Source organism: Stutzerimonas sp. 21-1 (genome assembly GCF_056336065.1).
Genome location: NZ_CM150500.1, coordinates 3033267 through 3057875, shown reverse-complemented (window position 1 = coordinate 3057875; position 24609 = coordinate 3033267). Strand labels below are relative to the sequence as shown.

At 63.3% G+C, this 24609-nt stretch carries 23 protein-coding genes and 2 tRNA genes; 10 read left to right on the top strand and 15 right to left on the bottom strand.

Annotated elements, in window-relative coordinates:
* Positions 1–19: 19 nt before the first annotated feature.
* The 10 genes from AC0ZJQ_RS14870 to AC0ZJQ_RS14825 form a co-directional block, all read right to left on the bottom strand.
* Positions 20–1183 (bottom strand): isovaleryl-CoA dehydrogenase, encoded by a 1164-nt coding sequence (locus tag AC0ZJQ_RS14870; RefSeq protein WP_476476852.1) that lies wholly within the window; start codon positions 1181–1183, stop codon positions 20–22.
* A 302-nt stretch (positions 1184–1485) separates the two neighbouring features.
* Positions 1486–2586 carry a redox-regulated ATPase YchF gene (gene ychF, locus AC0ZJQ_RS14865; protein ID WP_008567062.1) on the bottom strand — a complete coding sequence of 367 codons (1101 nt, stop codon included), beginning with the start codon at positions 2584–2586 and terminating at the stop codon, positions 1486–1488.
* 24 nt (positions 2587–2610) lie between these two features.
* Positions 2611–3195: an aminoacyl-tRNA hydrolase gene (gene pth / locus AC0ZJQ_RS14860; RefSeq protein ID WP_043297480.1), complete on the bottom strand. Its 585-nt coding sequence runs from the start codon at positions 3193–3195 to the stop codon at positions 2611–2613.
* A 39-nt stretch (positions 3196–3234) separates the two neighbouring features.
* Positions 3235–3852 (bottom strand): 50S ribosomal protein L25/general stress protein Ctc, encoded by a 618-nt coding sequence (locus AC0ZJQ_RS14855; RefSeq protein WP_008567060.1) that lies wholly within the window; start codon positions 3850–3852, stop codon positions 3235–3237.
* Between the two features lie 118 nt (positions 3853–3970).
* Positions 3971–4912, bottom strand: a complete 942-nt coding sequence (locus tag AC0ZJQ_RS14850) for a ribose-phosphate pyrophosphokinase (RefSeq protein WP_037041197.1) — start codon at positions 4910–4912, stop codon at positions 3971–3973.
* Positions 4913–4990: 78 nt separating this feature from the next.
* Positions 4991–5065 (bottom strand) — tRNA-Gln (locus AC0ZJQ_RS14845).
* A 51-nt stretch (positions 5066–5116) separates the two neighbouring features.
* Positions 5117–5191 (bottom strand) — tRNA-Gln (locus AC0ZJQ_RS14840).
* Between the two features lie 19 nt (positions 5192–5210).
* Positions 5211–6071, bottom strand: a complete 861-nt coding sequence (ispE, locus tag AC0ZJQ_RS14835) for a 4-(cytidine 5'-diphospho)-2-C-methyl-D-erythritol kinase (RefSeq protein ID WP_155550163.1) — start codon at positions 6069–6071, stop codon at positions 5211–5213.
* Positions 6072–6692: a lipoprotein insertase outer membrane protein LolB gene (gene lolB / locus AC0ZJQ_RS14830; protein WP_155550164.1), complete on the bottom strand. Its 621-nt coding sequence runs from the start codon at positions 6690–6692 to the stop codon at positions 6072–6074.
* 2 nt (positions 6693–6694) lie between these two features.
* Positions 6695–8422: a tetratricopeptide repeat protein gene (locus AC0ZJQ_RS14825; RefSeq protein ID WP_476476851.1), complete on the bottom strand. Its 1728-nt coding sequence runs from the start codon at positions 8420–8422 to the stop codon at positions 6695–6697.
* A 183-nt stretch (positions 8423–8605) separates the two neighbouring features.
* On the opposite strand from AC0ZJQ_RS14825, the gene hemA reads away from it, so the two are divergent.
* The 6 genes from hemA to AC0ZJQ_RS14795 all read left to right on the top strand — a co-directional run bounded on the left by hemA (position 8606) and on the right by AC0ZJQ_RS14795 (position 14016).
* Positions 8606–9874, top strand: coding sequence for a glutamyl-tRNA reductase (gene hemA / locus AC0ZJQ_RS14820; protein WP_314020333.1), 1269 nt, complete (start codon positions 8606–8608; stop codon positions 9872–9874).
* A complete protein-coding gene (gene prfA / locus AC0ZJQ_RS14815) occupies positions 9871–10953 on the top strand; it encodes a peptide chain release factor 1 (protein ID WP_008567052.1) in 1083 nt (360 codons plus the stop codon). The genes hemA and prfA overlap by 4 nt, the downstream gene beginning before the upstream one ends.
* A gap of 73 nt (positions 10954–11026) precedes the next feature.
* Positions 11027–11854, top strand: a complete 828-nt coding sequence (prmC, locus tag AC0ZJQ_RS14810) for a peptide chain release factor N(5)-glutamine methyltransferase (protein WP_314020332.1) — start codon at positions 11027–11029, stop codon at positions 11852–11854.
* 24 nt (positions 11855–11878) lie between these two features.
* Positions 11879–12634: a molybdopterin-synthase adenylyltransferase MoeB gene (locus AC0ZJQ_RS14805; protein WP_155550167.1), complete on the top strand. Its 756-nt coding sequence runs from the start codon at positions 11879–11881 to the stop codon at positions 12632–12634.
* Positions 12627–13421, top strand: a complete 795-nt coding sequence (gene murI, locus AC0ZJQ_RS14800; RefSeq protein WP_155550168.1) for a glutamate racemase — start codon at positions 12627–12629, stop codon at positions 13419–13421. The genes AC0ZJQ_RS14805 and murI overlap by 8 nt, the downstream gene beginning before the upstream one ends.
* A gap of 76 nt (positions 13422–13497) precedes the next feature.
* On the top strand, positions 13498–14016 hold the full coding sequence (locus AC0ZJQ_RS14795) for an acyloxyacyl hydrolase (protein ID WP_043297489.1): 519 nt from the start codon (positions 13498–13500) through the stop codon (positions 14014–14016).
* Positions 14017–14065: 49 nt separating this feature from the next.
* Here the strand turns inward: AC0ZJQ_RS14795 and AC0ZJQ_RS14790 are convergent, their stop codons facing one another.
* From AC0ZJQ_RS14790 to upp, 3 genes are read right to left on the bottom strand one after another with little or no spacing between them, the layout of a single operon-like run.
* Entirely contained in the window at positions 14066–14416 is a 351-nt protein-coding gene (locus AC0ZJQ_RS14790; RefSeq protein WP_155550169.1) for a YkgJ family cysteine cluster protein, read from the bottom strand.
* Positions 14413–15672, bottom strand: coding sequence for a uracil-xanthine permease family protein (locus tag AC0ZJQ_RS14785; RefSeq protein ID WP_155550170.1), 1260 nt, complete (start codon positions 15670–15672; stop codon positions 14413–14415). Before AC0ZJQ_RS14785 ends, AC0ZJQ_RS14790 begins: the two co-directional genes overlap by 4 nt.
* Before the next feature lie 2 nt (positions 15673–15674).
* On the bottom strand, positions 15675–16313 hold the full coding sequence (upp, locus tag AC0ZJQ_RS14780) for a uracil phosphoribosyltransferase (RefSeq protein WP_008567044.1): 639 nt from the start codon (positions 16311–16313) through the stop codon (positions 15675–15677).
* Positions 16314–16600: 287 nt separating this feature from the next.
* Here upp and AC0ZJQ_RS14775 point away from each other — a divergent pair, with 287 nt between their 5' ends.
* The 4 genes from AC0ZJQ_RS14775 to AC0ZJQ_RS14760 all read left to right on the top strand — a co-directional run bounded on the left by AC0ZJQ_RS14775 (position 16601) and on the right by AC0ZJQ_RS14760 (position 23824).
* Positions 16601–17158, top strand: a complete 558-nt coding sequence (locus AC0ZJQ_RS14775) for a hypoxanthine-guanine phosphoribosyltransferase (RefSeq protein ID WP_008567043.1) — start codon at positions 16601–16603, stop codon at positions 17156–17158.
* A 496-nt stretch (positions 17159–17654) separates the two neighbouring features.
* Entirely contained in the window at positions 17655–19496 is a 1842-nt protein-coding gene (locus AC0ZJQ_RS14770; RefSeq protein ID WP_237265070.1) for a DUF1302 domain-containing protein, read from the top strand.
* Between the two features lie 99 nt (positions 19497–19595).
* A complete protein-coding gene (locus AC0ZJQ_RS14765; protein WP_237265071.1) occupies positions 19596–20957 on the top strand; it encodes a DUF1329 domain-containing protein in 1362 nt (453 codons plus the stop codon).
* A gap of 248 nt (positions 20958–21205) precedes the next feature.
* On the top strand, positions 21206–23824 hold the full coding sequence (locus AC0ZJQ_RS14760; protein ID WP_237265072.1) for a LuxR C-terminal-related transcriptional regulator: 2619 nt from the start codon (positions 21206–21208) through the stop codon (positions 23822–23824).
* 153 nt (positions 23825–23977) lie between these two features.
* Here the strand turns inward: AC0ZJQ_RS14760 and AC0ZJQ_RS14755 are convergent, their stop codons facing one another.
* Together AC0ZJQ_RS14755 and AC0ZJQ_RS14750 are read right to left on the bottom strand one after the other, a co-directional pair.
* Positions 23978–24247, bottom strand: a complete 270-nt coding sequence (locus AC0ZJQ_RS14755; RefSeq protein ID WP_102828706.1) for a DUF3509 domain-containing protein — start codon at positions 24245–24247, stop codon at positions 23978–23980.
* A 93-nt stretch (positions 24248–24340) separates the two neighbouring features.
* Positions 24341–24598, bottom strand: a complete 258-nt coding sequence (locus AC0ZJQ_RS14750) for a YebG family protein (RefSeq protein ID WP_008567037.1) — start codon at positions 24596–24598, stop codon at positions 24341–24343.
* Positions 24599–24609 lie beyond the last annotated feature (11 nt).

The window sequence follows — 24609 nt, the reverse complement described above, 5'->3', positions numbered from 1 at the left end:
ACCCTACGACCGGGTAGGCTCACTTGGACTCGTTGAACAGCTCGCGGCCGATCAGCATGCGGCGTATTTCGCTGGTGCCGGCGCCGATCTCGTAGAGCTTGGCGTCGCGCAGCAGGCGGCCGGTGGGAAATTCGTTGATATAGCCGTTGCCACCGAGGATCTGGATCGCCTGCAGGGCCATCTGCGTGGCGTTTTCGGCGGTGTAGAGGATCACCCCGGCGGCGTCCTTGCGGGTGGTTTCGCCGCGGTCGCAGGCCTGGGCGACGGCATACAGGTAGGCGCGGCTGGCGTTGAGCTGGGTGTACATGTCCGCCACCTTGCCCTGGATGAACTGGAACTCGCCGATGCTCTGGCCGAACTGCTTGCGGTCGTGAATGTAGGGCACCACCACGTCGAGGCAGGCCTGCATGATCCCGGTCGGGCCGCCAGCGAGCACCACGCGCTCGTAATCCAGGCCGCTCATCAGCACCTTGACGCCGCCGTTCTCGACGCCCAGCACGTTCTCTTCCGGTACCTCGACATCATCGAAGAACAGCTCGCAGGTGTTGGAGCCGCGCATACCCAGCTTGTCGAACTTGTTGCCGCGGGAGAAACCCTTCCAGTCGCGCTCGACGATGAACGCGGTGATGCCGTGCGGACCCTTGTCCAGGTCGGTCTTGGCGTAGATCACGTAGGTGTTGGCGTCCGGACCGTTGGTGATCCAGGTCTTGCTGCCGTTGAGCACGAAGCGGTCGCCCTTGCGGTCGGCGCGCAGCTTCATGGACACCACGTCGGAACCGGCATTCGGCTCGCTCATGGCCAGTGCGCCCACGTGCTCGCCGCTGATCAGCTTGGGCAGGTACTTGGCCTTCTGCGCGGGCGTGCCGTTGCGGTTGATCTGGTTGACGCACAGGTTGGAATGCGCGCCGTAGGAGAGGGCGACCGAGGCCGAGCCGCGGCTGATCTCTTCCATCGCCACGACGTGGGCCAGGTAGCCGAGGCCGGCGCCGCCGTATTCCTCGGAGACGGTTACGCCGAGCAGGCCCATCTCGCCGAATTTCTTCCACATGTCGGCCGGGAACAGGTTGTCACGGTCGATGGCCTCGGCGCGCGGCGCCAGCTCGGCGGCGACGAAGGCCTGCACCTGCTCGCGCAGCATGTCGATGGTTTCGCCTAGGGCGAAGTTGAGGCTGGAGTAACTCATGGAGGGTACCTGTAGGTCTTGTAATTGTTCTGTTCGAGCGGCCGAAAACAGCTGCGTCAGGCTTGTTACCTTTACGTTAACGTAATGCTGTCGGGTGCCACTGTCAAATGCCACGGCCGAGCGGTTGCGCTACGGACTTGGGACGCGTCTCGGCCGTCGTTATCCGCAGCATAGCCAGTGATTTCAGAATCGATGCGCTTACGGGAAGGAGAGATGAATGAGCGCGGCTGTTGCGGGTGCGCTGAAAAGAAAAAGGCCCCGGCGAGGTGATCGCGCGGGGCCTTGCTGAGGCGGGGGAGGCGTCAGACGTTGAAGCGGAAGTGCATCACGTCGCCATCCTTGACGATGTATTCCTTGCCTTCCAGGCGCCATTTGCCCGCTTCTTTGGCACCGGCTTCGCCCTTGTACTGGATGAAGTCGTCGTAGGCGATGACTTCGGCGCGGATGAAGCCTTTCTCGAAATCGGTGTGGATCACCGCCGCGGCCTGGGGTGCGGTGGCGCCGATCTTCACGGTCCAGGCACGCACTTCCTTCACGCCGGCGGTGAAGTAGGTCTGCAGCCCGAGCATTTCATAGCCGGCACGGATGACGCGGTTCAGGCCCGGCTCTTCCAGGCCCAGCGCCTCGAGGAACATGTCCTTCTCTTCGCCGTCGTCCAGCTCGGCGATCTCCGCCTCGATCTTGTTGCAGACCGGCACCACGATGGCGCCTTCCTCCTCGGCGATGGCTTTCACCACGTCGAGGTGCGGGTTGTTCTCGAAGCCGTCCTCGGCAACGTTGGCGATGTACATCACCGGCTTGCTGGTCAGCAGGTGGAAGCCGCGGACCAGACGCTTCTCTTCGTCACCGAGGTTCTTCAGCAGCGAGCGCGCCGGCTTGCCTTCGGTGAAATGCGGGATCAGCTTCTCCAGCAGCGCCTTCTGCGCCAGGGCTTCCTTGTCGCCACCCTTGGCGTTGCGCGCCACCTTCTGCAGCTGCTTTTCGCAGCTGTCGAGGTCGGCGAAGATCAATTCGAGGTCGATGATCTCGATATCGCGCTTGGGATCAACCGAGTTGGAAACGTGGATGACGTTGTCGTCCTCGAAGCAGCGCACCACGTGGGCGATAGCGTCGGTCTCGCGGATATTGGCGAGGAACTTGTTGCCCAGGCCTTCACCTTTGGAGGCGCCCGCGACGAGGCCGGCGATGTCGACGAACTCCATCGTGGTCGGCAGCACGCGCTCGGGCTTGACGATCTCGGCCAGCGCGGCGAGACGGGCATCGGGCATCGGCACGATCCCGCTGTTCGGTTCGATGGTGCAGAACGGGAAGTTCTCCGCCGCGATGCCGGATTTGGTCAGCGCATTGAACAGAGTGGACTTGCCGACATTGGGCAGACCGACGATGCCGCAGTTGAATCCCATGATGATCTTGCCTCGGAGTTAGGTTCAGGCCTTCTGGCTGTGCAGGCGCTGCATGGCGCGGGTCCAGTCGCCATCCAGGATCTGCGGCACGACATCCAGCGCGAAGTCGATGCTGGCGTCGAGCTTCTCGCGCTCAGCTTGCGGAGCACGACCCAGTACATAGCCGCTGACCAGGCTGGCGTGGCCGGGATGGCCGATGCCCAGGCGCAGGCGATGGAAGCCGTTCTGATTACCGAGCTTGGCGATGATGTCGCGCAGCCCGTTGTGCCCGCCATGACCGCCGCCCTGCTTGAGCTTGGCGACGCCGGGGGGCATATCGAGTTCATCGTGGGCAACCAGGATGGACTCGAGGGGAATTCGGAAGAAGCCAGCCAGTGCCGCCACCGCCTGACCGCTGCGGTTCATATAGGTGGTGGGGATCAGCAGGCGGATATCTTCGCCCTGATGGCTGAACTTGCCGACCAGGCCGAAGTACTTGCGGTCAGCGCTCAGCTGGACGCCCTCGCGGGCAGCCAGGCGCTCAACGAAAAGAGCCCCCGCGTTATGCCGGGTCTGGTCGTATTCGGGGCCTGGATTTCCCAGGCCAACGATCAGTTTTACGGCGGTCACGGCGGGGGCCTCTTTTCTCAGCGGGCAGCTGCGAGTGGATTACTCGGCAGCGCCTTCTTCTTTCGAAGCGTCTTCCTTGCTCACGCGCGGGGCGTGAATGTTAACGACCGGCAGGTCGCTACCATGCTGCAGGGCAACGAAAGCAACGCCTTTCGGCAGCTTCAGGTCGCTCATGTGCAGAACCTGGCCGACTTCCATCTGGGCAATGTCGACTTCGATGAAGTCCGGCAGATCCTGCGGCAGGCAGGTCACTTCGGCATCCGGCAGGTTCAGGTAGATTTCGCCACCCTGCTGCTTGACGCCAATGGAGCTTTCCTGGTTGACCAGGTGCACCGGAACGGTGGCGATCAGCTTCTGGCCGGCAACGACGCGCTGGAAGTCAGCGTGCAGCACGAAGCCCTTGGCCGGATGGCGCTGCAGCGCCTTGATCACTACGTCCTGGCCTTTGCCGTCGACGTTCAGCTTGATGATGTTGCTGAAGGCGATTTCGTTTTCCAGCATCTTGGCCAGATCTTTGGCCAGAATGCTGATCGATTGCGGCGCAGCTTCGCCACCGTAGATCACGGCCGGCACGAGGTTGGCGTTACGACGCAGGCGGCGGCTCGCACCTTTCCCCAGGTCGGAACGCTCTTGGGCATTCAGGGTGAAGTCAGTCATTTCGTTTCTCCAGTAACAACAATACCCGTCGCGCTTGCGACCAGCGCTCGGGCTGTTGGGCAAAAAGCCCCGCGCGAGGCGGGGCACATTACGTCAGGGCGTGTTCGATAGCTTTCGCTTAGCGGAACATCGCACTGATCGATTCGGCATTGCTGATGCGGCGGACCGCTTCAGCCACCACTGGCGCGATGTCCAGTTGGCGAATTCGGCTGCACGACTGCGCAGCGGCCGACAGCGGGATGGTGTTGGTCACCACCAGCTCGTCAAGCACGGAGCCTTCGATGTTCTCGATGGCGCGGCCGGACAGGATCGGGTGCGTGCAGTAGGCGTAGACCTTGGCAGCGCCATGGTCCTTCAGCGCCTTGGCGGCGTGGCACAGGGTACCGGCGGTGTCGACCATGTCGTCGACCAGGATGCAGGTACGGCCTTCGATATCGCCGATGATGTGCATCACTTCGGACTGGTTGGCCTTCGGCCGACGTTTGTCGATGATCGCCAGATCAACGCCGAGGGACTTGGCCACGGCGCGAGCGCGTACCACGCCACCGATATCGGGGGAGACGATCATCAGGTTTTCGAAGCGCTGGGCCTGGATGTCATCGACCAGTACCGGCGAGCCGTAGATGTTATCCACCGGCATATCGAAGAAGCCCTGGATCTGATCGGCGTGCAGGTCGACGGTCAGGACGCGGTTGACGCCAACGACGTCGAGCATGTCGGCGACGACCTTGGCGCTGATCGGCACGCGGGCCGAACGCGGACGGCGATCCTGGCGGGCATAGCCGAAGTAGGGCACCACGGCAGTGATGCGCGTCGCCGAGGAGCGGCGGAAGGCATCGGCCATCACCACCAGCTCCATCAGGTTGTCGTTGGTCGGGGCGCAGGTCGGTTGAATCAGGAAGACGTCCTTGCCGCGGACATTTTCGTTGATCTCGACGCTAATCTCGCCGTCGGAAAACTTTCCGACATAGGCATCACCGAGGGGGATATGCAGCTGACGTACGACACGCCGGGCCAGATCGGGGTTGGCGTTCCCCGTGAAGACCATCATCTTGGACACGCGCAGTACCTGCCTGAGGGTGGGTCCGATGAATAAAAAGCTGTTCAAAAGGCAAGCTTTTGAACAGCTTCAAGTGTATGGCAGGGGCGGCTGGATTCGAACCAACGCATGCCAGGATCAAAACCTGGTGCCTTACCGCTTGGCGACGCCCCTGTAGAGTAAAAAACGCGTGCGACTCGATGCGTACGAACCTGATAGAGGTTATGGCAGGGGCGGCTGGATTCGAACCAACGCATGCCAGGATCAAAACCTGGTGCCTTACCGCTTGGCGACGCCCCTGTATCGTACCGCTCGTTTGTTACGCACTGGCTTCCTGCGCCATCTGTTTCAGGGCGCGATGCAACATCGAAACGTTACGACCGCGGGCCACGAAACTTGGCAAACTGGCTGGAAGTTGGCGGCGGACTTTATCAGCCTCGCCCTCGTTTGGGAAGCTCCCAAACACACAAGCTCCAGTGCCGGTCATGCTTGCCGGAACGAATTTGTTCAGCAAGCTCAAGGCGTTACGAACCTCTGGATAACGCCTTTCGACCACTGGCTGACAATCGTTATGACCGCCCCCAGCAAGAAGGCTGCGAACTGTAATGGCCGGGGTATTACGTGTCAACTCCGGGTCGGCAAATATTTCCGCTGTACTAACAGAGACTTGCGGCGCTAGCACGAGGAACCAGGGTTCCTCCAGATCGACTGGTTGCAGGCGCTCGCCGACGCCTTCGGCAAACGCCGCATGGCCGCGGACGAACACCGGCACATCGGCGCCGAGTGCGAGTCCCAGCTCCGCCAGGCGGTCTTCGCCGAGATCGAGCCGCCACAGGTGATCGAGGCCGACCAGCGTAGTGGCGGCATCCGAACTGCCGCCGCCGATGCCACCGCCCATCGGCAGGCGCTTGGTCAGCTCGATGTCGGCACCCAGCGTGCAGCCGCTCTCGTGCTGCAACAGGCGTGCGGCGCGGACGATCAGGTTGCTGTCGTGGCCGACTCCCGGCAGGTCGGTGTGCAGGCGAATCTGGCCGTCGTCACGCAGGCTGAAGCTCAGCTCGTCGCCGTAGTCGAGGAACTGGAACAGCGTCTGCAGCTCGTGATAGCCATCGGTGCGGCGACCGAGAATGTGCAGCATCAGGTTGAGTTTGGCCGGTGCCGGCAGGGTCAGCGTGGGCATTCAGCGTCCCAGCTGGCGCGGCTGCCAGTCCTTGACAACGAGGATGATCTGCAGCTCGTGACCTTGCAGGCGGATGCGCTCGGGCAGGCTGAAGCCGTCGTGCTCGGCGTAGGCGAGGTAGTCCACCTGCCAGCCGTCCTGCTCCAGACGCGCCAGACGGCTGTCGCTGTCCAGGCTCAAGCGGCTGCGGCTGTCCGGTGCCGGCAGACCACGCACCCACCAGAGCAGATGCGATACCGGTAGCTGCCAGCCCAGTTGGGCCTCCACCAACGCTTCCGGTGAGTCGGCCTCGAAGCGGCCCTGTCCGGCGACTTCCAGTGCCACGGCGTCCGGGCGGCCGGTGAGACGGGTGGCGCCCCGGCCAAGCGGGCCGGACAGGCGAATGTCGAAATAGTCCTGGCGCTGCAGCCAGAACAGCGTGCCGCTGCCCGACTCCTGCGGGGCGCGGATGCCGATCTTGCCGCTGATCTGCCAGCCATCTAGCTCCGCGATCTGGCGGCGATGCTCCTTCCAGGCGGTCGCGTTGCCCGGCCCTTCGACCGATTCGCGCGGACCGAGGCCGGCACAGCCGGCCAGCAGCAGGGCCAGGCAGGGGATGAGAAGTTTGTTCAGCAGCGGCATGTTCAGGGCGTCTCCGAGCCGGTCAGGCGCTTGAGCGTGCTGCGCAGGACCGCGCTGTCCGGCTCCTTCTGCAGGGCCTGCGCCCAGATCGTCCGGGCTTCACGGCGCTCGCCGCGGACCCAGAGCACTTCGCCGAGGTGGGCGGCGACTTCGTGATCGGCGAACTGCGCGTAAGCCTTGCGCAGGTGGCGTTCCGCTTCCTGCAGGTTGCCGAGGCGGAAATGCACCCAGCCCAGACTGTCCATGATGGCTGGGTCGTCGGGGTTGATCCGGTAGGCTTGCTCGATCAGCTCCAGCGCTTCCTGGTGGCGTTCGGTGCGATCGGCGAGGGTGTAGCCCAATGCGTTGATGGCCATCGCGTTGTCCGGCTCGCGCTCGATGATGAAACGCAGGTCGCGCTCCAGCTGGTCCAGATCGCCGCGCTTCTCGGCGAGCATCGCACGGGTGTAGAGCAGACTGAGATCGTCGGGGTACTGCTCCAGGGCCTGCTGGACGAGCTTCCAGGCCTGCGTGGTGCGGTTGTGCTCGGAAAGCGCTTCGATCTCGATCAGGTACAGCTGGATCGCGTAGTCGGGCTGCTCGTCGCGTGCCTTAGCCAGCACCCGGGATGCCTCTTCGTCGCGGTCGAGCGAATAGAGCAGCTGGCTCTGCATCAGCTTGGCCGGCAGGTACTCGTTGCCCGCACCGACCTGAGCGAACGCCTGCAGCGCCTTGTTCTGGTCGCCCAGCGCCTGCTGCGCACGACCGAGGTTGAACTGCGCGGCGTCGACGTGGCTGCCACGCTCGATCAGCTCCTCCAGGTAGACGATGGCCTCGCGCCAGGCTTCGGCCTCCATGCACACCAGTGCCATCGAGAAACGCAGGTCATCGTCGGTGGGGTTCTGCTGGATCAGTGTGGCGAATTCGCTCATGGCCTCGTCCAGGCGTTCATGCTTCACCAGCAAGCGCGCGTAGGTCAGCCGCAGACGCTTGTCTTCGGGATGGCGATGCAGGCCCTTTTCCAGCAGCGCGAGCGCTTCGTCGCCGCGATCAAGCGCATGCAACAGACGCGCCTGTAGCAGGAGCGACGGCACCTGCTGCTGTGCACTCGGTTGCGCTTCCAGGAGGGCCAGCGCTTCCTCGCTCTTGCCATCCTGTTGCAGCAGAACGGCCTTGCCGAAGGCCAGTTGCGGATTGTCCGGGTACTTCTTCAGCAGGCGCTCGAAACTCTGCAGCAGGCCGGCACGGGTGTCCGGGTCGGTTTCGGCGGCGGAGAGCGCGAGGAAGTCGAAATGCGTGTCGCCCTGGCCCTGCAGGACCTTCTCCATGAACTCCAGCGACTCTTCGTAGCGACCGCCGCGTGCCAGCTGTACCGCCGCGGCGCGTTGTGCGTCGAGGTTGTCCGGGGCGTTGCGCGCCCAGATCAGTGCGCTATCCAATGCCGCCTGTTCCGCCCCGAGGTATTCGGCGATGCGGAAGCTGCGTTCGGCAACGCCCGGATCCTGAGTCGCGTTGGCCTGCTGGACGTAGTTGCCCAGGGCAATGTCGAAGCGGTTGCGCTGGCCGGCAAGTTCCGCGACCAGCAGGGCATACAGGGTTTCCTGGCTGAACGAGCCACGCTCGCCGGCGTCGGCTTGTTCGGTCGCAGGCGCGACGTCCTGTACCGGCGGCACCTCGTCGGGGGTGTTCGGCACAATGGACTGGCAGCCTGCGAGAAACAGCAGGGCGACGAGGGGAGCGAGTCTGTTCATATAGAGGATACGGCTGGTCTGCGGTCGCGGCATGATGACACAAGCCGCCAGGCAAGCACATGGGGCGCGGTTTGCGCAGTGCCGGCGGGTTCCAGGGGTATCGGACAATCGTGGGCAATGGTTGTTCTGAGTCAGGCGAAGTAGGAGAATTGCGCGCTTCGTTAGTCTGATCAGCGATCCTGCATGGCTTTCCTCGCGCTTGGTATCAATCACAAGACCGCTTCGGTGGACGTCCGCGAGCGCGTGGCCTTCACTCCCGAACAGATGGTCCAGGCTCTGCAGGAGCTGTGTCGCGCCACGCCGACTCGCGAGGCGGCGATCCTCTCGACCTGCAATCGCAGCGAACTGTACCTGCAGCAGGACCAGGTCGAGGCGGATGCCGTGCTGGCGTGGCTTGCCGATTACCACGGCCTGAGCCTCGATGAACTGAAGGCCTGTGCCTACGTGCATGTCGACGACCAGGCGGTGCGGCACATGATGCGGGTCGCCTCAGGGCTTGATTCGCTGGTGCTGGGCGAGCCGCAGATTCTCGGCCAGATGAAGTCCTCCTATGCCGTGGCACGCGAGGCCGGCAGCATCGGCCCGCTGCTCGGCCGGCTGTTCCAGGCCACCTTCAGCACTGCCAAGACCGTACGCACGGATACGGCGATCGGCGAGAACCCGGTTTCGGTCGCCTTCGCCGCCGTAAGCCTGGCACGGCAGATATTCAGTGATCTGCAGCGCAGCCGGGCTTTGCTGATCGGCGCCGGCGAAACCATCACCCTGGTCGCCCGCCATCTGCACGAGCAGGGCGTGAAGAAGATCGTGGTCGCCAACCGTACTCTGGAGCGCGCCAGTGCGCTGGCGGCCGAGTTCGGTGCGCAGGCGATCCTGCTGGCTGACATCCCCGATGAGCTGCACAACAGCGACATCGTCATCAGTTCCACTGCCAGCCAGCTGCCGATCCTCGGCAAGGGCGCGGTGGAACAGGCGCTGAAGAAGCGCAAGCACAAGCCGATGTTCATGGTCGACATCGCCGTGCCGCGGGACATCGAGCCGCAGGTCGGCGACCTGGACGATGTCTACCTCTATTCGGTCGACGACCTGCACGAGGTGGTCGCGGAGAACCTCAAGAGTCGCCAGGGCGCCGCTCAGGCGGCCGAGGAGCTGGTGGCCGCCGGTACCGAAGACTTCATGCTGCGCCTGCGCGAGCTGGCTGCGGTGGATGTGCTCAAGGCCTACCGGCAGAGTGCCGAGCGAATTCGCGACGAGGAGTTGGCCAAGGCGCAGCGTCTGCTGGCCAATGGCGGCAATCCCGAGGACGTCCTCGCCCAGCTCGCCCGCGGGCTGACCAACAAGCTGCTGCATGCGCCCAGCGTGCAGCTGAAGAAGCTCTCGGCCGAAGGGCGCGTCGAAGCCCTGAGCATGGCTCAGGACCTTTTTGCCCTGCACGAGGGCACGGAAAAACCATGAAACCCTCATTGCTGAACAAGCTGGATATCCTGCAGGACCGCTTCGAGGAACTCACCGCGCTGCTCGGCGACGCCGAGATTATCAGCGACCAGAATCGCTTTCGCGCCTATTCGCGCGAATACGCCGAAGTCGAGCCGGTGATCGCCGCCTATCGCCAGCTGTGCAAGGTGCAGCAGGATCTCGAAGGTGCCCAGGCGCTGCTCAAGGACAGCGATCCCGACCTGCGCGAGATGGCTGAGGAAGAAGTCGCCGAGGCCAAGGCGCAGCTCGAGACACTGGAAGCCAATCTGCAGCGCATGCTGCTGCCCAAGGACCCCAACGACGGGCGCAACGTGTTCCTCGAAATCCGTGCCGGCACCGGCGGCGATGAGGCGGCGATCTTCGCCGGTGATCTGTTCCGCATGTATTCGCGCTACGCCGAGAAACAGGGCTGGCGCGTCGAGATACTCTCGGAAAACGAGGGCGAGCACGGTGGCTTCAAGGAGGTGATCTCCCGCGTCGAGGGCGACAACGTCTACGCCAAGCTCAAGTTCGAGTCCGGCGCCCATCGTGTGCAGCGCGTGCCGGAAACCGAATCCCAGGGCCGTATCCACACCTCGGCCTGCACCGTCGCGGTGCTGCCCGAGCCTGACGAGCAGGCGGCGATCGAGATCAATCCGGCCGACTTGCGCGTCGACACCTATCGCTCCTCGGGCGCCGGTGGCCAGCACGTCAACAAGACCGACTCGGCGATCCGCATCACCCACCTGCCCACCGGCATCGTCGTCGAGTGCCAGGAAGAGCGCTCGCAGCACAAGAATCGCGCCAAGGCGATGGCCTGGCTGGCCGCCAAGCTGCAGGACCGTCAGGACGCCGCCGCGCACAAGGAAATCTCCGAGACGCGCAAGCTGCTGGTCGGCTCCGGTGACCGCTCCGAACGCATCCGCACCTACAACTTCCCGCAGGGGCGGGTGACCGATCACCGCATCAACCTGACGCTGTATTCGCTCAACGAAGTGATTGCCGGCGCCGCGGAGCAGGTCATCGAGCCGCTGCTGCAGGAGTACCAGGCCGATCAGTTGGCGGCGCTGGGAGATTAACGACAAGGCTACCCGCCGCATGACCCACGGGGCGCCGTGGCCGTTGCAGTGCGCCGCTCGAGGCTCGAAGGTTATGCCCACCATCCAATCCCTGCTCGACACCGCCGAGCTGCCCGATTCGCCGACCGCGCGGCTGGACGCCGAGCTGCTGCTGGCGCAGGCGTTGGGCAAAACGCGCAGCTTCCTGCGCACCTGGCCAGAGCGGGAGCCGGATGCCGAAGCTTGCGCGCGTTTCGCCGAACTGCTGCGCCGGCGCCGCGCGGGCGAACCGGTGGCCTACATCCTGGGGCACCAGGGCTTCTGGAGTCTCGACCTGGAAGTGGCGCCGCATACGCTGATCCCGCGTCCAGACACCGAGCTGCTGGTGGAGACCGTGCTGGAGTGCCTGCCGGCAACACCGGCGCGACTGCTCGATTTGGGGGCTGGCACGGGCGCTATCGCGCTGGCGCTGGCGGCAGAGCGTCCCGCCTGGCAGGTGACTGGCGTGGATCGGGTCGACGAGGCGGTCGCGCTGGCCGAGCGCAATCGACTGCGCCTCGGACTGAACAACGTGCGCTTCCTCGCGAGTGACTGGTTTGCGGCGCTGGGCGGCGAGCGCTATCAGCTGATCGTCAGCAATCCACCCTACATCCCGGCCAGCGATCCCCATCTGGCGTGTGGCGACGTGCGCTTCGAGCCACACAGTGCACTGGTCGCCGGCAGCGACGGTCTGGATGACATCCGCCAGATCATCGCCGCGGCCCCTGCGCATCTCGAAACGCACGGCTGGCTGTTGCTCGAACACGGTTTCGATCAGGCCGCTGCGGTGCGCCAGTTGCTGACTCATCAAGGCTTCGTCGCGGTCGAAAGCCGCCGCGATTTGGGCGGCCACGAGCGCATCAGCCTGGGGCGCCTGCCGTGATTCCATCATCTTGCGAGGCATTTCATGCTCAGTGACGAAGAACTGCTGCGTTATAGCCGCCAGATTCTGCTCAAGCAGGTCGATGTCGAGGGCCAGCTGCGGCTCAAACAGAGTCGCGCCCTGATCGTCGGGCTTGGCGGGCTGGGCTCGCCGGTGGCGCTCTATCTGGCGGCCGCGGGTGTCGGCGAGTTGCACCTGGCGGACTTCGACACGCTGGACCTGACCAATCTGCAGCGCCAGATCGTCCATGACAGCCAGTCGCTCGGCATGCACAAGGTCGACTCGGCGATGGGGCGCCTGCATGCGCTGAATCCGCACGTCCGCCTGGTGCCGTACCGTGCGGGACTGGACGCCGATACCCTCGCGCAGGCCGTTGCCGGCGTCGATCTGGTACTCGACTGCACCGACAATTTCACGATTCGCGAAGCGGTGAACGCCGCCTGCGTCGCGGCGAAGAAGCCGTTGGTCAGCGGTGCGGCGATTCGCCTGGAAGGGCAGGTGTCGGTATTCGATCCGCGTGATGCGGCGAGTCCCTGCTACCACTGCCTCTATGGCCATGGCAGCGAGACCGAGCTGACCTGCAGCGAGGCTGGCGTGCTGGGCCCGCTGGTTGGCCTGGTGGGCACCTTGCAGGCGCTCGAGGCGCTGAAATTGCTGGCCGGCTTCGGTGAGCCGCTGGTAGGGCGGCTGTTGCTGGTCGATGGTTTCGCCACGCGCATGCGTGAGCTGCGGGTCAAGCGCGATCCGGCCTGCGCCGTCTGCGGACACCACGATGGCTGAGCGCTCGGCGCCGGTCGGCGTGTTCGATTCCGGCGTCGGCGGGCTTTCCGTACTGCGCGAAATTCGCCAGCGCCTGCCGCACGAATCGCTGCTGTATCTGGCCGACAGCGCGCACGTGCCCTACGGCGAGAAGAGCCCGGAATTCATCCGCGAACGTTGCCGTACCATCACCGATTTTCTCCTTGAGCAGGGCGCCAAGGCGCTGGTGCTGGCTTGTAACACCGCCACGGCAGCCGGCATCGCCGAGTTGCGCGAATGCCATCCGCAGTTGCCGATCATCGGCATGGAGCCTGCGGTAAAGCCTGCCGCGCGGGCGACGCGTAGTGGCGTGGTCGGCGTGCTGGCGACCACCGGCACGCTGAAAAGCGCCCGTTTCGCGGCCTTGCTCGACCGCTTCGCCAGCGATGTGCGGGTGATAACGCAGCCCTGTCCCGGGCTGGTCGAGCGTATCGAGGCCGGGGAGCTGAATGGCGCCGCGACGCGCGATCTGCTGGCGGGCTGGGTGGAACCGCTGCTGGCGGAGGGCTGCGATACGCTGATTCTCGGCTGCACTCACTATCCGTTCATCCGGCCCCTGCTAGCGCAGCTGGTCCCGTCTCACGTGCAACTCATCGATACCGGCGCGGCGGTCGCCCGGCGTCTGGAGGAGGTGCTGGCCGCGCGACAGCTGCTGGCGACCGGCGAGGCCCGGGTGCGCTTCTTCTGTAGCGGCGATCCGCTGCGAATGGAGGGTGTGCTGCCTATACTTTGGGGTGAAAAGGCGGGCGTCGAGTTCTTCGCTGGTTAGGAACTCGCGATGCGGTTGCGTTTCTCAATGAAGTACAACAACCAAAAATAGCCATCCTTGAAATAAGGAAGTTCCGATGAAAAAACTGATCCCTTTTACCGTCGCTGCGGCTCTTTGCGCAGGTCAGGTGACGGCAGCGCAGGCAATGGGCGTGACGGCGGCCGTCGGCCAGACCGGCGAGTCGACCATGACCTATCGGCTTGGTGTGCAGTTCGATTTCAACCGTAGCTGGCTGCAGAGCGATGTCGGCCGGCTGACCGGCTATTGGGATGCCGGCTACACCTATTGGGAGGGCGACGAGACTTCCGCCAACCACAGCCTGTCGTTGGCGCCGGTATTCGTCTACGAGTTCGCCGGCGAGTCGGTCAAGCCCTACATCGAGGCAGGCATCGGTATCGCCGCGTTCGAGAGCACCGAGGTCGAGGATCGCGAGCTGGGTTCCTCGTTCCAGTTCGAGGATCGTATCGGCGTCGGCCTGCGTCTGGCCGGTGGCCACGAGATTGGCATCCGCGCACTGCACTACTCCAACGCCGGGTTGAAAAATCCCAACGATGGCGTGGAAAGCTACGCGCTGCACTACCGGATGGACTTCTAGTTCCGCCGCGCGCAGCTCCGGGCCGGGGCTGCGCGACCTTTCTCAGAACTCAGCGATAGGCCGAGGCACTGCCTTGGCGTTCTTCCAGGCAGTCCGCCGAACCCAGCTCGAATTCGCGACAGATCAACGGGCGTACCGCGTAAATGGTGCAGCGCATGCTGTCGCGATCGAGCGCCGCGCACCAGCCGTCATCCAGTCGGCGCATTACCTGCGCGCCCCAGGCATCAATGTCGATGAAGCGGGCTGGCACGTCGCGCTCGCCGAACAGCAGCACCTCCAGACGGCAGCAGCAGGCGGCGCAGCTGCTGCAACTCACCGGCGCATCCTCCAGCTGCCGATGAGGAATTTCACCGGTGGCGCGGCTGTCGATCGCGTCGCGGCCTGATGTAACCCGCTTCAAACGCTGTCGTTCAGCTGCTTGTTGCGCCAGCCTTCGCCGCCCGGCAACAGCACGTTGAGCAGCAGCGCGACGAGAGCGCACAGCGAGATGCCTGACAGGCTGAATTCGCCTTGACCGAACGCCATGCCGCCGATGCCGAATACCAGCGTGACCGAGACGATGATCAGGTTGCGTGCCTCGGAGAGGTCCACCTGATGGCGGATCAGGGTGCTCAAGCCGACCACCGCAATCGAACCGAACAGCAGGCAGAGAATGCCGCCCATCACCGGCACCGGAATGCTCAGCAGGCCCGCGCCGAACTTGCCGATGAACGCCAGCACGATGGCGAAGATGGCCGCCCAGGTCATGATCTTCGGGTTGTAGTTCTTGGTCAGCATCACCGCGCCCGTTACCTCGGCATACGTGGTGTTGGGCGGGCCGCCGAACAGACCGGCGGCCGACGTGGCCAGACCATCGCCCAGCAGGGTGCGATGCAGGCCGGGCTGCTTGATGTAGTTGTTACCGGTGACGCTGCCGATTGCGACCACGCCGCCGATGTGTTCGATGGCCGGAGCCAGCGCGACCGGGACCATGAACAGGATTGCGCCCAGATGGAATTCCGGCGTGACGAAGTTAGGCATCGCCAGCCAGGGCGCGGCGACGATGGCGTTGGTATCGACCACGCCGAAGGCCAGCGACAGCCCGTAGCCGACGCTGACGCCGGCAAGGATCGGCACCAGGCGGAACAGTCCCTTGCCGAGCACGGCGACCAGCAGCGTAGTGACCAGCGCCGGCATCGAGATCATCATCGCGGTGGCATAGGGCACCAGTTGGGCGCTGCCGTCGCCGGCTTTGCCCATCGCCATGTTGGCCGCGACCGGTGACAGCGCCAGACCGATGGAGATGATCACCGGCGCGATCACCACCGGCGGCAGCAGACGGTCGATGAACGCCGGCCCTTTCAGACGCACGGCGAAGCCGAGCAGCACGTAGACCAGGCCGGCCGCTACTACGCCACCGAGTACTGCGGGCAGACCGAACTCGCCCTTGGCAGCAATGATCGGGGCGATGAAGGCGAAACTGGACGCCAGAAACACCGGCACCTGGCGTCGCGTCACCAGCTGGAACAGCAGCGTGCCGAGGCCCGCGGTGAACAGTGCGACGTTGGGATCCATTCCGGTGATCAGCGGCATCAGCACCAGCGCGCCGAACGCGACGAACAGCATCTGCGCACCGGCCAGCACCTGGCGGGCGACAGGTTCTTGCGGGTTCGTCATGCTCAGACGTCCTTCTGCTTAGTGCCGAAGATCTTGTCGCCGGCGTCACCCAGGCCGGGAACGATGTAGCCGTTCTCGTCCAGACGCTCGTCGATGGAGGCGGTGAAAATCATCACGTCGGGATGTGCACGCTCGACCGCGGCGATACCTTCCGGTGCGGCCACCAACACCAGTGCGCGAATTTCCTTGCAGCCGGCCTTCTTCAGCATGTCGATGGTGGCGACCATCGAGCCGCCCGTCGCCAGCATCGGATCAATGATGATGGCCAGGCGCTGGTTAATTTCCGGTACCAGTTTTTCCAGGTAGGTCTGCGCCTGCAGGGTCTGCTCGTTGCGCGCGATGCCGACCGCGCTCACCTTCGCGCCGGGAATCAGACTGAGCACGCCGTCGAGCATGCCGATACCGGCGCGCAGGATGGGCACCACTGTGATCTTCTTGCCGGAAATCTTCTCGACCTGCACCGGGCCGCACCAGCCGTCGATGCTGCAGTGCTCCAGCGGCAGGTCGCTGGTCGCCTCGTAGGTGAGGATCGAACCGACTTCCTGGGCCAGTTCCCGGAAGTTCTTTGTGCTGATATCGGCACGGCGCATCAGGCCGAGCTTGTGGCGGATCAGCGGATGGCGGATCTCTCGAATAGACATGGGGGCGGCTCCGGCGCTCGATTAAACCGACGTAGAGTAAAGCATCGCCGTGCCACGGGCTACGCGGGTTACGTTGATCTCACGACTTGCTGAGCCGGGGGCGGTTGAGTATCGTGCCGACCCTTCGCTTCAGGACCGCGCAGTAGTCTGAGCTGACTGACCGGTCAGGCAGATTGCATAGGCAGCGGGTCGTTTTTTTCAGGCGGTCGAGCGCCTGGCGACTTTTCAACCAGGCCCGTTCCCGCGATTCTGACTTCTCAACGCTAGCCCATCTGGAGAAATGCTCCATGTCCGTCGATCTCGTACACATCCGCCAGATCATGGCCGAAAGCGACTGCCTGTACACCGAAGCCGAAGTCGAAGCGGCCATCGACGCCGTCGCCGGGAAGATCAATGCCGAGCTGGCGGAGCGTAATCCGGTAGTGTTCTGCGTGATGAACGGCGGGCTGATCTTCGCTGGAAAGCTGATGACCAAGCTGAATTTCCCGCTGGAGCTGTCCTATCTGCACGCTTCGCGCTATCGCAACGAAACCAGCGGTGGCGAGCTGTTCTGGAAGGCCAAGCCGGAAATCTCCTTCATCGATCGCGATGTGCTGATCATCGATGACATTCTCGACGAAGGTCACACGCTGGGCGCGATCATCGATTTCTGCCGGCATGCCGGTGCTGCCGCGGTGCACACCGCAGTGCTGATCGACAAGGATCATCAGCGCAAGGCGCGCCCGGATCTCAAGGCCAACTATGTCGGCCTGCGCTGCATCGACCGGTTCATCTTCGGTTACGGCATGGATTACAAGGGCTATTGGCGCAACGCGCCGGGCATCTTCGCCGTCAAAGGACTGTGATATCCGACGCCGCTTTCGAGCGGCGTATCCGATAGCACCTGAGCCACTCTGGCGACCCGAAGTTCGGGTCGCTATGACGCTACGTCGCGGCGTCTTGTTTCGTTTCGTCTCAAACGCTCCGCGGCTGCGTAACGCAACCACACGCATCAGGCGTTTTGCGCTTGCGCGCCTTCCCTTCGCCCCGCCTTCATTTCCTGCGCCGTAGTGCTCGCGACAGCGAGACCGCTCCAGCTACACCTACGACTTTCGGATAAACGTCACAAGTTTGCGTGTCGTTTTGTCACGGCCGCTCTATTTCGGCCTTTGCCGCCCGGGGAATCATGGCTAAGCTCGATGTGCCATACCCCGGCGCGGCGCTGTGCCATCGCGCTCAAATCCAATGCTGGAACGGTCTTTCATACTTAAGGATGACAGGCTAAATCAAACCTTCGTGCGCTTAACCCCCCGCAGACCTCTGGGTAGGGTTGGCGTACATCGAACCAACCAGGAGCGCCTCATGACAAAAACAACAAGGCAAGGAATCTTCCAGCCCACATCCCTCGCTCTGGCGATTGCCCTGAGCACCGCGGCACCGGCTTACGCGGTCAACTTCAACATCGGTGAAATCGAAGGCCAGTTCGACTCATCCATGTCGATCGGCGCCAGCTGGTCGATGGCGGATCGCGACATGGACCTGGTCGGGATCAACAATGGCGGCACTGGTTACACCCAGACCGGCGATGACGGTCGGTTGAACTTCAAGAAGGGCGAGACCTTTTCCAAGATCTTCAAGGGCGTGCATGACCTCGAACTGCGCTATCGCGACAGCGGCGCGTTCGTACGCGGCAAGTACTGGTACGACTTCGAGCTGAAGGACGAGAGCCGCCTGTTCAAGGACATCAGCGACAGCAACCGCAAGGAAGCCGCCCAGTCTTCCGGCGCTGAAATCCTCGATGCGTTCCTCTACCACAACTATTACCTGGGCGAGCTGCCAGGCACCGTGCGTATCGGCCGGCAGGTGGTGAGTTGGGGTGAGAGCACCTTCATCGGCAACTCGATCAACTCGATCAACCCGCTGGACGCCGCGGCGTTCCGCCGTCCGGGCGCGGAGATCAAGGAAGGCCTGATTCCGGTCAACATGCTTTACCTCTCGCAGAGCCTGACCGACCGCCTGAGCATGGAGGCGTTCTATCAGCTGGAGTGGGACCAGACCATTGCCGACAATTGCGGTACGTTCTTCGCGGGCATGGACGTTATCCAAGATGGGTGTACTGATTTTGATGTATCAACGAATGCCATTGCAGGAACTGGGCTCGATCCAATCGCATCTCTTTTAGGACAGGGCTATACGGTTACTGGTGAGGGCATCCGAGTTCCTCGCGGCGGGGATCGGGATGCTCGTGACTCAGGTCAATTTGGCTTGGCACTTCGGTGGCTTGGCGATTCAACCGAGTACGGCGCCTATTTCATGAACTATCACAGCCGGACTCCTGCTCTTAGTACTCGAAACCCAGGGCTGGCTACTTACGGAGCGGTAGGCGGATTTGATCCGCTAACTGGTACTGGGTCGGGCATCGTCGGGGCCACAGCCGCTCAGTTGCTTCCGCTCCTTATGACTGGAGCGATTTCCCAGCAACAATTTGCGGGTTTGCTTCAAGCACAAGGGGCGGGGGTCTTGTTAGGTAACGGGCAATACTTCCTAGAATATCCGGAGGATATTCGCCTCTATGGAGCGAGCTTCTCGACTACGCTTCCGACGGGGACTGCATGGTCAGGAGAAGTGAGTTATCGGCCTAACGCTCCGGTACAAATTAATGCCACGGACCTTGTATCGAGACTCGTTAATCCGGCGTTTGCTGGTCAGGAGCACCGCGGTTATAACCGTAAAGAAATTACCCAGCTACAGACGACATTTACCCATTTCTTTGATCAGGTCTTAGGTTCGGAGCGAGTGACAGTTGTCGGCGAAATTGGTTATACCCATGTTGGGGGGTTAGAGAGCACAAGTGAGCTTCGCTATGGTCGCGATTCCATCTTTGGTCTAGATACACCTGAATACGGTAATCATGGCTTCGTCACAGCCAACTCCTGGGGCTACCGCCTGCGCGCTATCGCCGACTACAACAACGTCTTCGCCGGTATCAACCTGAAGCCGAACCTGTCCTTCTCGCACGACGTCGACGGTTACGGTCCGAATGGCTTGTTCAACGAGGACTCCAAGGCCCTCAGTATCGGTCTGGATGCCGAATACCAGAACACCTACACCGCCAGCCTGTCCTACACCGATTTCTTCGATGGCGACTACAACACGCTGGTCGACCGCGACTTCCTCGCGTTCAGCGTGGGCGTGAACTTCTAAAGGGGGCGTTCGCTGACCGGTGCGTCGGACGGCACATCCGGTCAGCGACAAGTGTTACCGATGGCCTCCGGCCAAACAGATCAGAGGAACTGGAATCGTATGAAAACAACAAGAAAACTGTTCAGTGTCTTGGCTCTTTCCCTGCTCGCCAGCAGCGTCATGGCGGCGGCATCTCCCGAAGAGGCCGCCAAGCTTGGTACGTCGCTGACGCCGCTGGGCGCGGAAAAAGCCGGTAACGCCGACGGCAGCATTCCCGAGTGGACCGGTGGTCTGACGACCGATGCCGCACCGCTGAAAAACGGCCACCTCACCGATCCCTTCAAGGGCGAGCAGCCTAAGCTCGTCATCACCGCGCAGAATGCCGAGCAGCACAAGGACAAGCTGACTGCAGGCCAGCTGGCGATGTTCAAGCGCTATCCGGAAACCTACAAGATTCGCGTGTTCCCGACGCACCGTAGCGCCGCTGTGCCGGACAAGATCTATGAAGCGGCGAAGAAAAGCGCGCAGAACGTCTCGCTGGTCGAGGGTGGAAATGGCGTCAGCGGCTTCACCGAGAGCCGCTACTACGCGTTCCCGATTCCGCAGAACGGCCTCGAGGTGATCTGGAACCACATCACCCGTTATCGCGGTGGCAACGTGCGCCGCAACATCGTCCAGGCGACTCCGCAAACAAACGGTAGCTACACCCTGGTCCACTTCGAGGACGAAGTCGCCTTCCCGAGTGACATGAGCGATCTGGACGCCGAGCGCGCCAAGAACGCGCTGCTGTTTTTCAAGCAGCGCGTGACGGCGCCGTCGCGCCTGGCGGGCAACGTGCTGCTGGTGCATGACTCGCTCGATCAGGTGAAGGACCCGCGTCAGGCCTGGATCTACAACGCCGGCCAGCGCCGTGTGCGGCGTGCGCCGCAGGTCGCCTACGACGGTCCGGGTACCGCATCGGACGGCATGCGTACCACCGACAACTTCGACATGTTCAGTGGCGCGCCGGATCGCTACGACTGGAAACTGATCGGTAAGAAGGAGCTGTACATTCCCTACAACAGCTTCGAGATTGCCTCCAGTGACCTGAAGTACGCCGACATCATCAAGGCAGGGCACGTCAATCAGGATCTCGCGCGCTACGAGCTGCACCGTGTGTGGGAAATCGAGGCGAACCTGAAGAGCGGCGAGCGCAACATCTACGCCAAGCGTCGTTTCTTTGTTGACGAGGACACCTGGACCATCGTCCAGTCGGAGCTGTACGACGGGCGTGGCCAGCTGTGGCGCGTGGGCGAAGGGCACATGCTGCAGTACTACCAGCACAAGGTGCCGGCCTACGCGTTCGAGTCGCTCTACGACATCATTTCCGGCCGCTACATCGCGATCGGCATGAGCAACGAAGAAAAACCGTTCGACTGGGGTTACAAGGCATCCGCCCGTGACTTCACGCCAGCGGCCCTGCGTAACGCTGGGGTGCGCTGAGTCTCGAGCGGGTATGCGGTGTAAAAAGGGCGGCCAGAAGGCCGCCTTTTTTGTGCGCGCAGGGATGAGAGCACGCGCAGAACTGGGTGTGATCTGCGTGCAACGGGGCTGCTGATTGCACAAGCAGGTCGACAAAACGCTGCTGATGCGTCAGGTTGCACAGGTGGAGCGGACCGCCAGCAAGGGATACGCCTGGCCAGCCGCCTGCCATTTCATGGACTGAATATACGAATAAGAGAAACGTTGCCATGTCCGTACGCCTCCTCCCCGATGCGATCAGCGCCGCGACGGCGCAGGCGCAGGTTGCGACCATTCCACGTCTGCCGCCGGCGCATGTTGCGCGGCCGCGGCTCGCCGACGCCTTGCTTGCCGCGGACTGTCGGTTGCGGCTGATCTGCGCACCTGCCGGTTTCGGCAAGACGGTGCTGATGAGCGAATGTGCCCGCCGCATGCCGGCCGATACCACGCTGGTCTGGCTGGATCTGGGTGGTCGATTCTTCTCGCCGCAGGAGCTGTATGCCCAGCTGGCTGCGGCACTGGGCTTTCCGGTTGTGGACGGCGATGTGCAACGGCGGCTGATCGCGCTGCTCGGACAGGTTCGCCAGCCTCTCTGGATCATGCTCGACGATTATCCGCGTGAGGTCTGCCCGGATCTGGACGCCTGTCTGGACATGTTGCTGGAGCAGACCGCTGATTCGGTCAGCTGGTGGGTCAACAGTCGGCGGCAGCCGGCGTGGAAGCTGCCGCGCCTGTTGCTGCAGGGGCATCTGTTCGAACTCGACGCCGCCGCCCTCGCGCTCACCGCCGAGGAGCTGGCTCAGGTTCTGCGCGCCTATCGGCTACAACTGCCCGCGGACAGTTTCCAGCAGCTGCTGGCGGGTACCGAAGGCTGGCCTGCCGGCGTTTGTCTGATGCTGCTCAACGCCGATGAACAGGCGCTGCGCGAACGTCTGCTGGCCGGCACGCCGTTGCTGCGCGATTACATCCAGCGCGAAGTGCTGCAGGGCCAGAGCGAGGATATCCGGCGCGCGTTGTTCGCCCTCGCGCGAATGCCGCGCTTTTCCGCCGAGCTTTGCGACCACGTGCTCGATTGCACCGGCGCCGATTTGCTCGATGTGCTCAAGACCTTCCAGCTGTTCGTGCGGCAGATCGACAACTGCGGCGAATGGTTTCGCCTGTGGCGGCCGCTTGCGCTGCTGCTGCAGCGTTTTCCCGAGGCGACGTCATCGACGCAGGTGCATCTGCGTGCTTGCCAGTGGTTCGCCAGCCGCGGCGATATGCGCGAGGCAGTCGAGCATGCGCTGTGGGCCGGCCAGCCTGAGGTGGCGGCGAACTATCTGCAGCGTTACGGGCAGGAGCAGTTGCTGATCGGCGACAACGTCTCGCATTTTCTCAAGTGGCGCAGCGAGCTGCCGCAGGATCTGTTCGCCAGTACTACGCGACTGATCGTGCTGCAGGGGTGGGCGCTGATCGTGTCCGCGCGGCTCGACGAGGTCGACGACTGCCTGGCCGAACTTGCCAAGTTCTTCCCGCAGCCCGATGCTCGCCGGCAGATCCAGTTGTTGGCGCAATGGCAGGCGCTGCGCGGCTTCCTGGCCCGTTTGCGTGGTGAGCCCGAAGCGCGCGAGCACTGTCTGCAGGCGCTCGAGGTGCTTTCCGATCATGCCTGGGCGCAGCGTGTGCTGTGTCTGCAGGCGCTTACGCAGCACGCGATGGCCGAGAGCGAGCTCGAGCTCGCCCAGCACTACAACAGCGAAGGCATGAAGCTCGCGCGGCTCAAGGGCAGCGTGCTGTACGAGGTGATGCTCAGCGTTGATCGCATCCAGCTGCTGGAGCTGACCGGCGAGTTCGAGCGCGCCGTCGGCGTGCTCGACGAGGCGTTGCGTGCGCTGCGCGACACGGTTCGGCACAGCCCGATCATCGGCCGGCTGCAGCTGCTGCAAGGACATCTGCTGGCGTATCAGGGGCTGGACGAACAGGCCCGCGAGGCCTATCAGCAGGGGCGGTTGGAAACCGAAACCTGCGGCGATTCCTACGCCTTTTTCGGCTACGTCGGCCTCGCCGAACTGGCTGCGCGCAATCATGAATTTGCCGATGCGTATCACTGGTTGCGCGAGGCCGAGCGCCTCACGCAATGGCGACACGTACCGGAGGCGCGCTTTCGCGGCATCCTGCGGCTGATTACTGGCGTCGCCTGGCTGCATCAGGGTGAGCTGAAGAAGGCTCGCACGGCGCTGGAGCAGGTGCGGCAGCTATTCGAGGGCCAGCGCTTCCTGCCGCCGTCGGGGTTCTACGAGCTGCTGCCGCGCTTGCGCCGCTACCTGGCCGTCATCGACATGCTGGAGGGACAGCCGGAGGCGGCAGCCCAGGCGCTGCAAGGGCTGATCGAGCGGAATCTGCGAGCGCAGCGGCTGGGGTTGGCGTGCGAGTGCCGCTTCTCGCTGGCTGAAGCGCTGTTGGCGTGCGGCCAGCCGCTGGAGGCCGATCAGGAGCTGCGCAAGGCGCTCAGCGAGGCGGTACGCCAGCAGCTGGTCAAACCGCTTTACGAGCTGCAGCACCGCCAGCCGCAATGGCTGGCGCGCATCCTTCCGGCGGCGACCCGCGGCGAAAGCCTGCGCGACCGATTGCAGCAGTACGAGCGCGAGCCGGGCGAGGCGCCTGCCTGTGGCGATGACGTGCTGCTGAGCAATCGTGAGCTGACGGTGCTGCGGCTGATCGCGCAGGGCTGCTCAAATCAGGAGATCGCCGAGCAGTTGTTCATCTCGCTGCATACCGTCAAGACGCATGCGCGACGGATCAACACCAAGCTCGGCGTGGCGCGTCGTACCCAGGCGGTAGCCAAGGCCAAGGCGCTGGCCTGGCTCTGAAACGATGCGGGTAAGTCAGGGCTAGCGCCGGTGCCGGGGTTCAGGCGGAGCTGAGCGTGCCGGCTCGGGCGAGCGACATGAAGGGTTTCAGGATGCTTGTTGTTATTGTCGTGGCGGGAGGGCATGGCGAGCGATTTGTCGCCGGCTGAAGGATTACAGCGCGGCGACGCGGGCCCCTTCGGCGAAGCCGGATAGCGGTGGCGACTCGCCACGCTCGATCGTGAGGCTGACCCGCAGGCTGGTGATCAGTCGTTGCAGTTGCTGCGGGTCGCGCCATTGCTCGGCACTGATGAAGCGCTTCACAGCCACGCCCTTGGCGTCGGTGAGCGTCAGTAGAATGCTGCCGTCGGGCTTCTCGATGCTGAAGTTAACGCAGTAGTGCGGCTGGAATGCATCACTGATCCGCTGGAATGAATTCGTCATGCCGGAATACCTGTCTGGAAAGGCTGCGAGTCATTGACCCGGTCTGGGCCCTACAAGTTTCCGCCGCCCGGCCGCCCACGAATCGGGCTCGCTTCAGGCGTCGCGTGGCGGTAGCTCGGCAAGCGCCTCGGCGTTGTTCTTGAATGCTCGGGAGAAGACGTCGCGGTGGCGCGCCATGAAGATGCCGAGATCCTCGCTCTGCTGTTCGTTCAACGACGGCACCGCTTGTTGCAGAACGGTGGCTAGCGCTTCGGCCAGTTCCAGCATCTTGTCGTGACGGTCTGCTTCGGCTTTATCCATGAACAAACGCTCCAGGTCCCGGCTGCTGCGGTATACCACTTCGACGGCCATTAACCACCTCG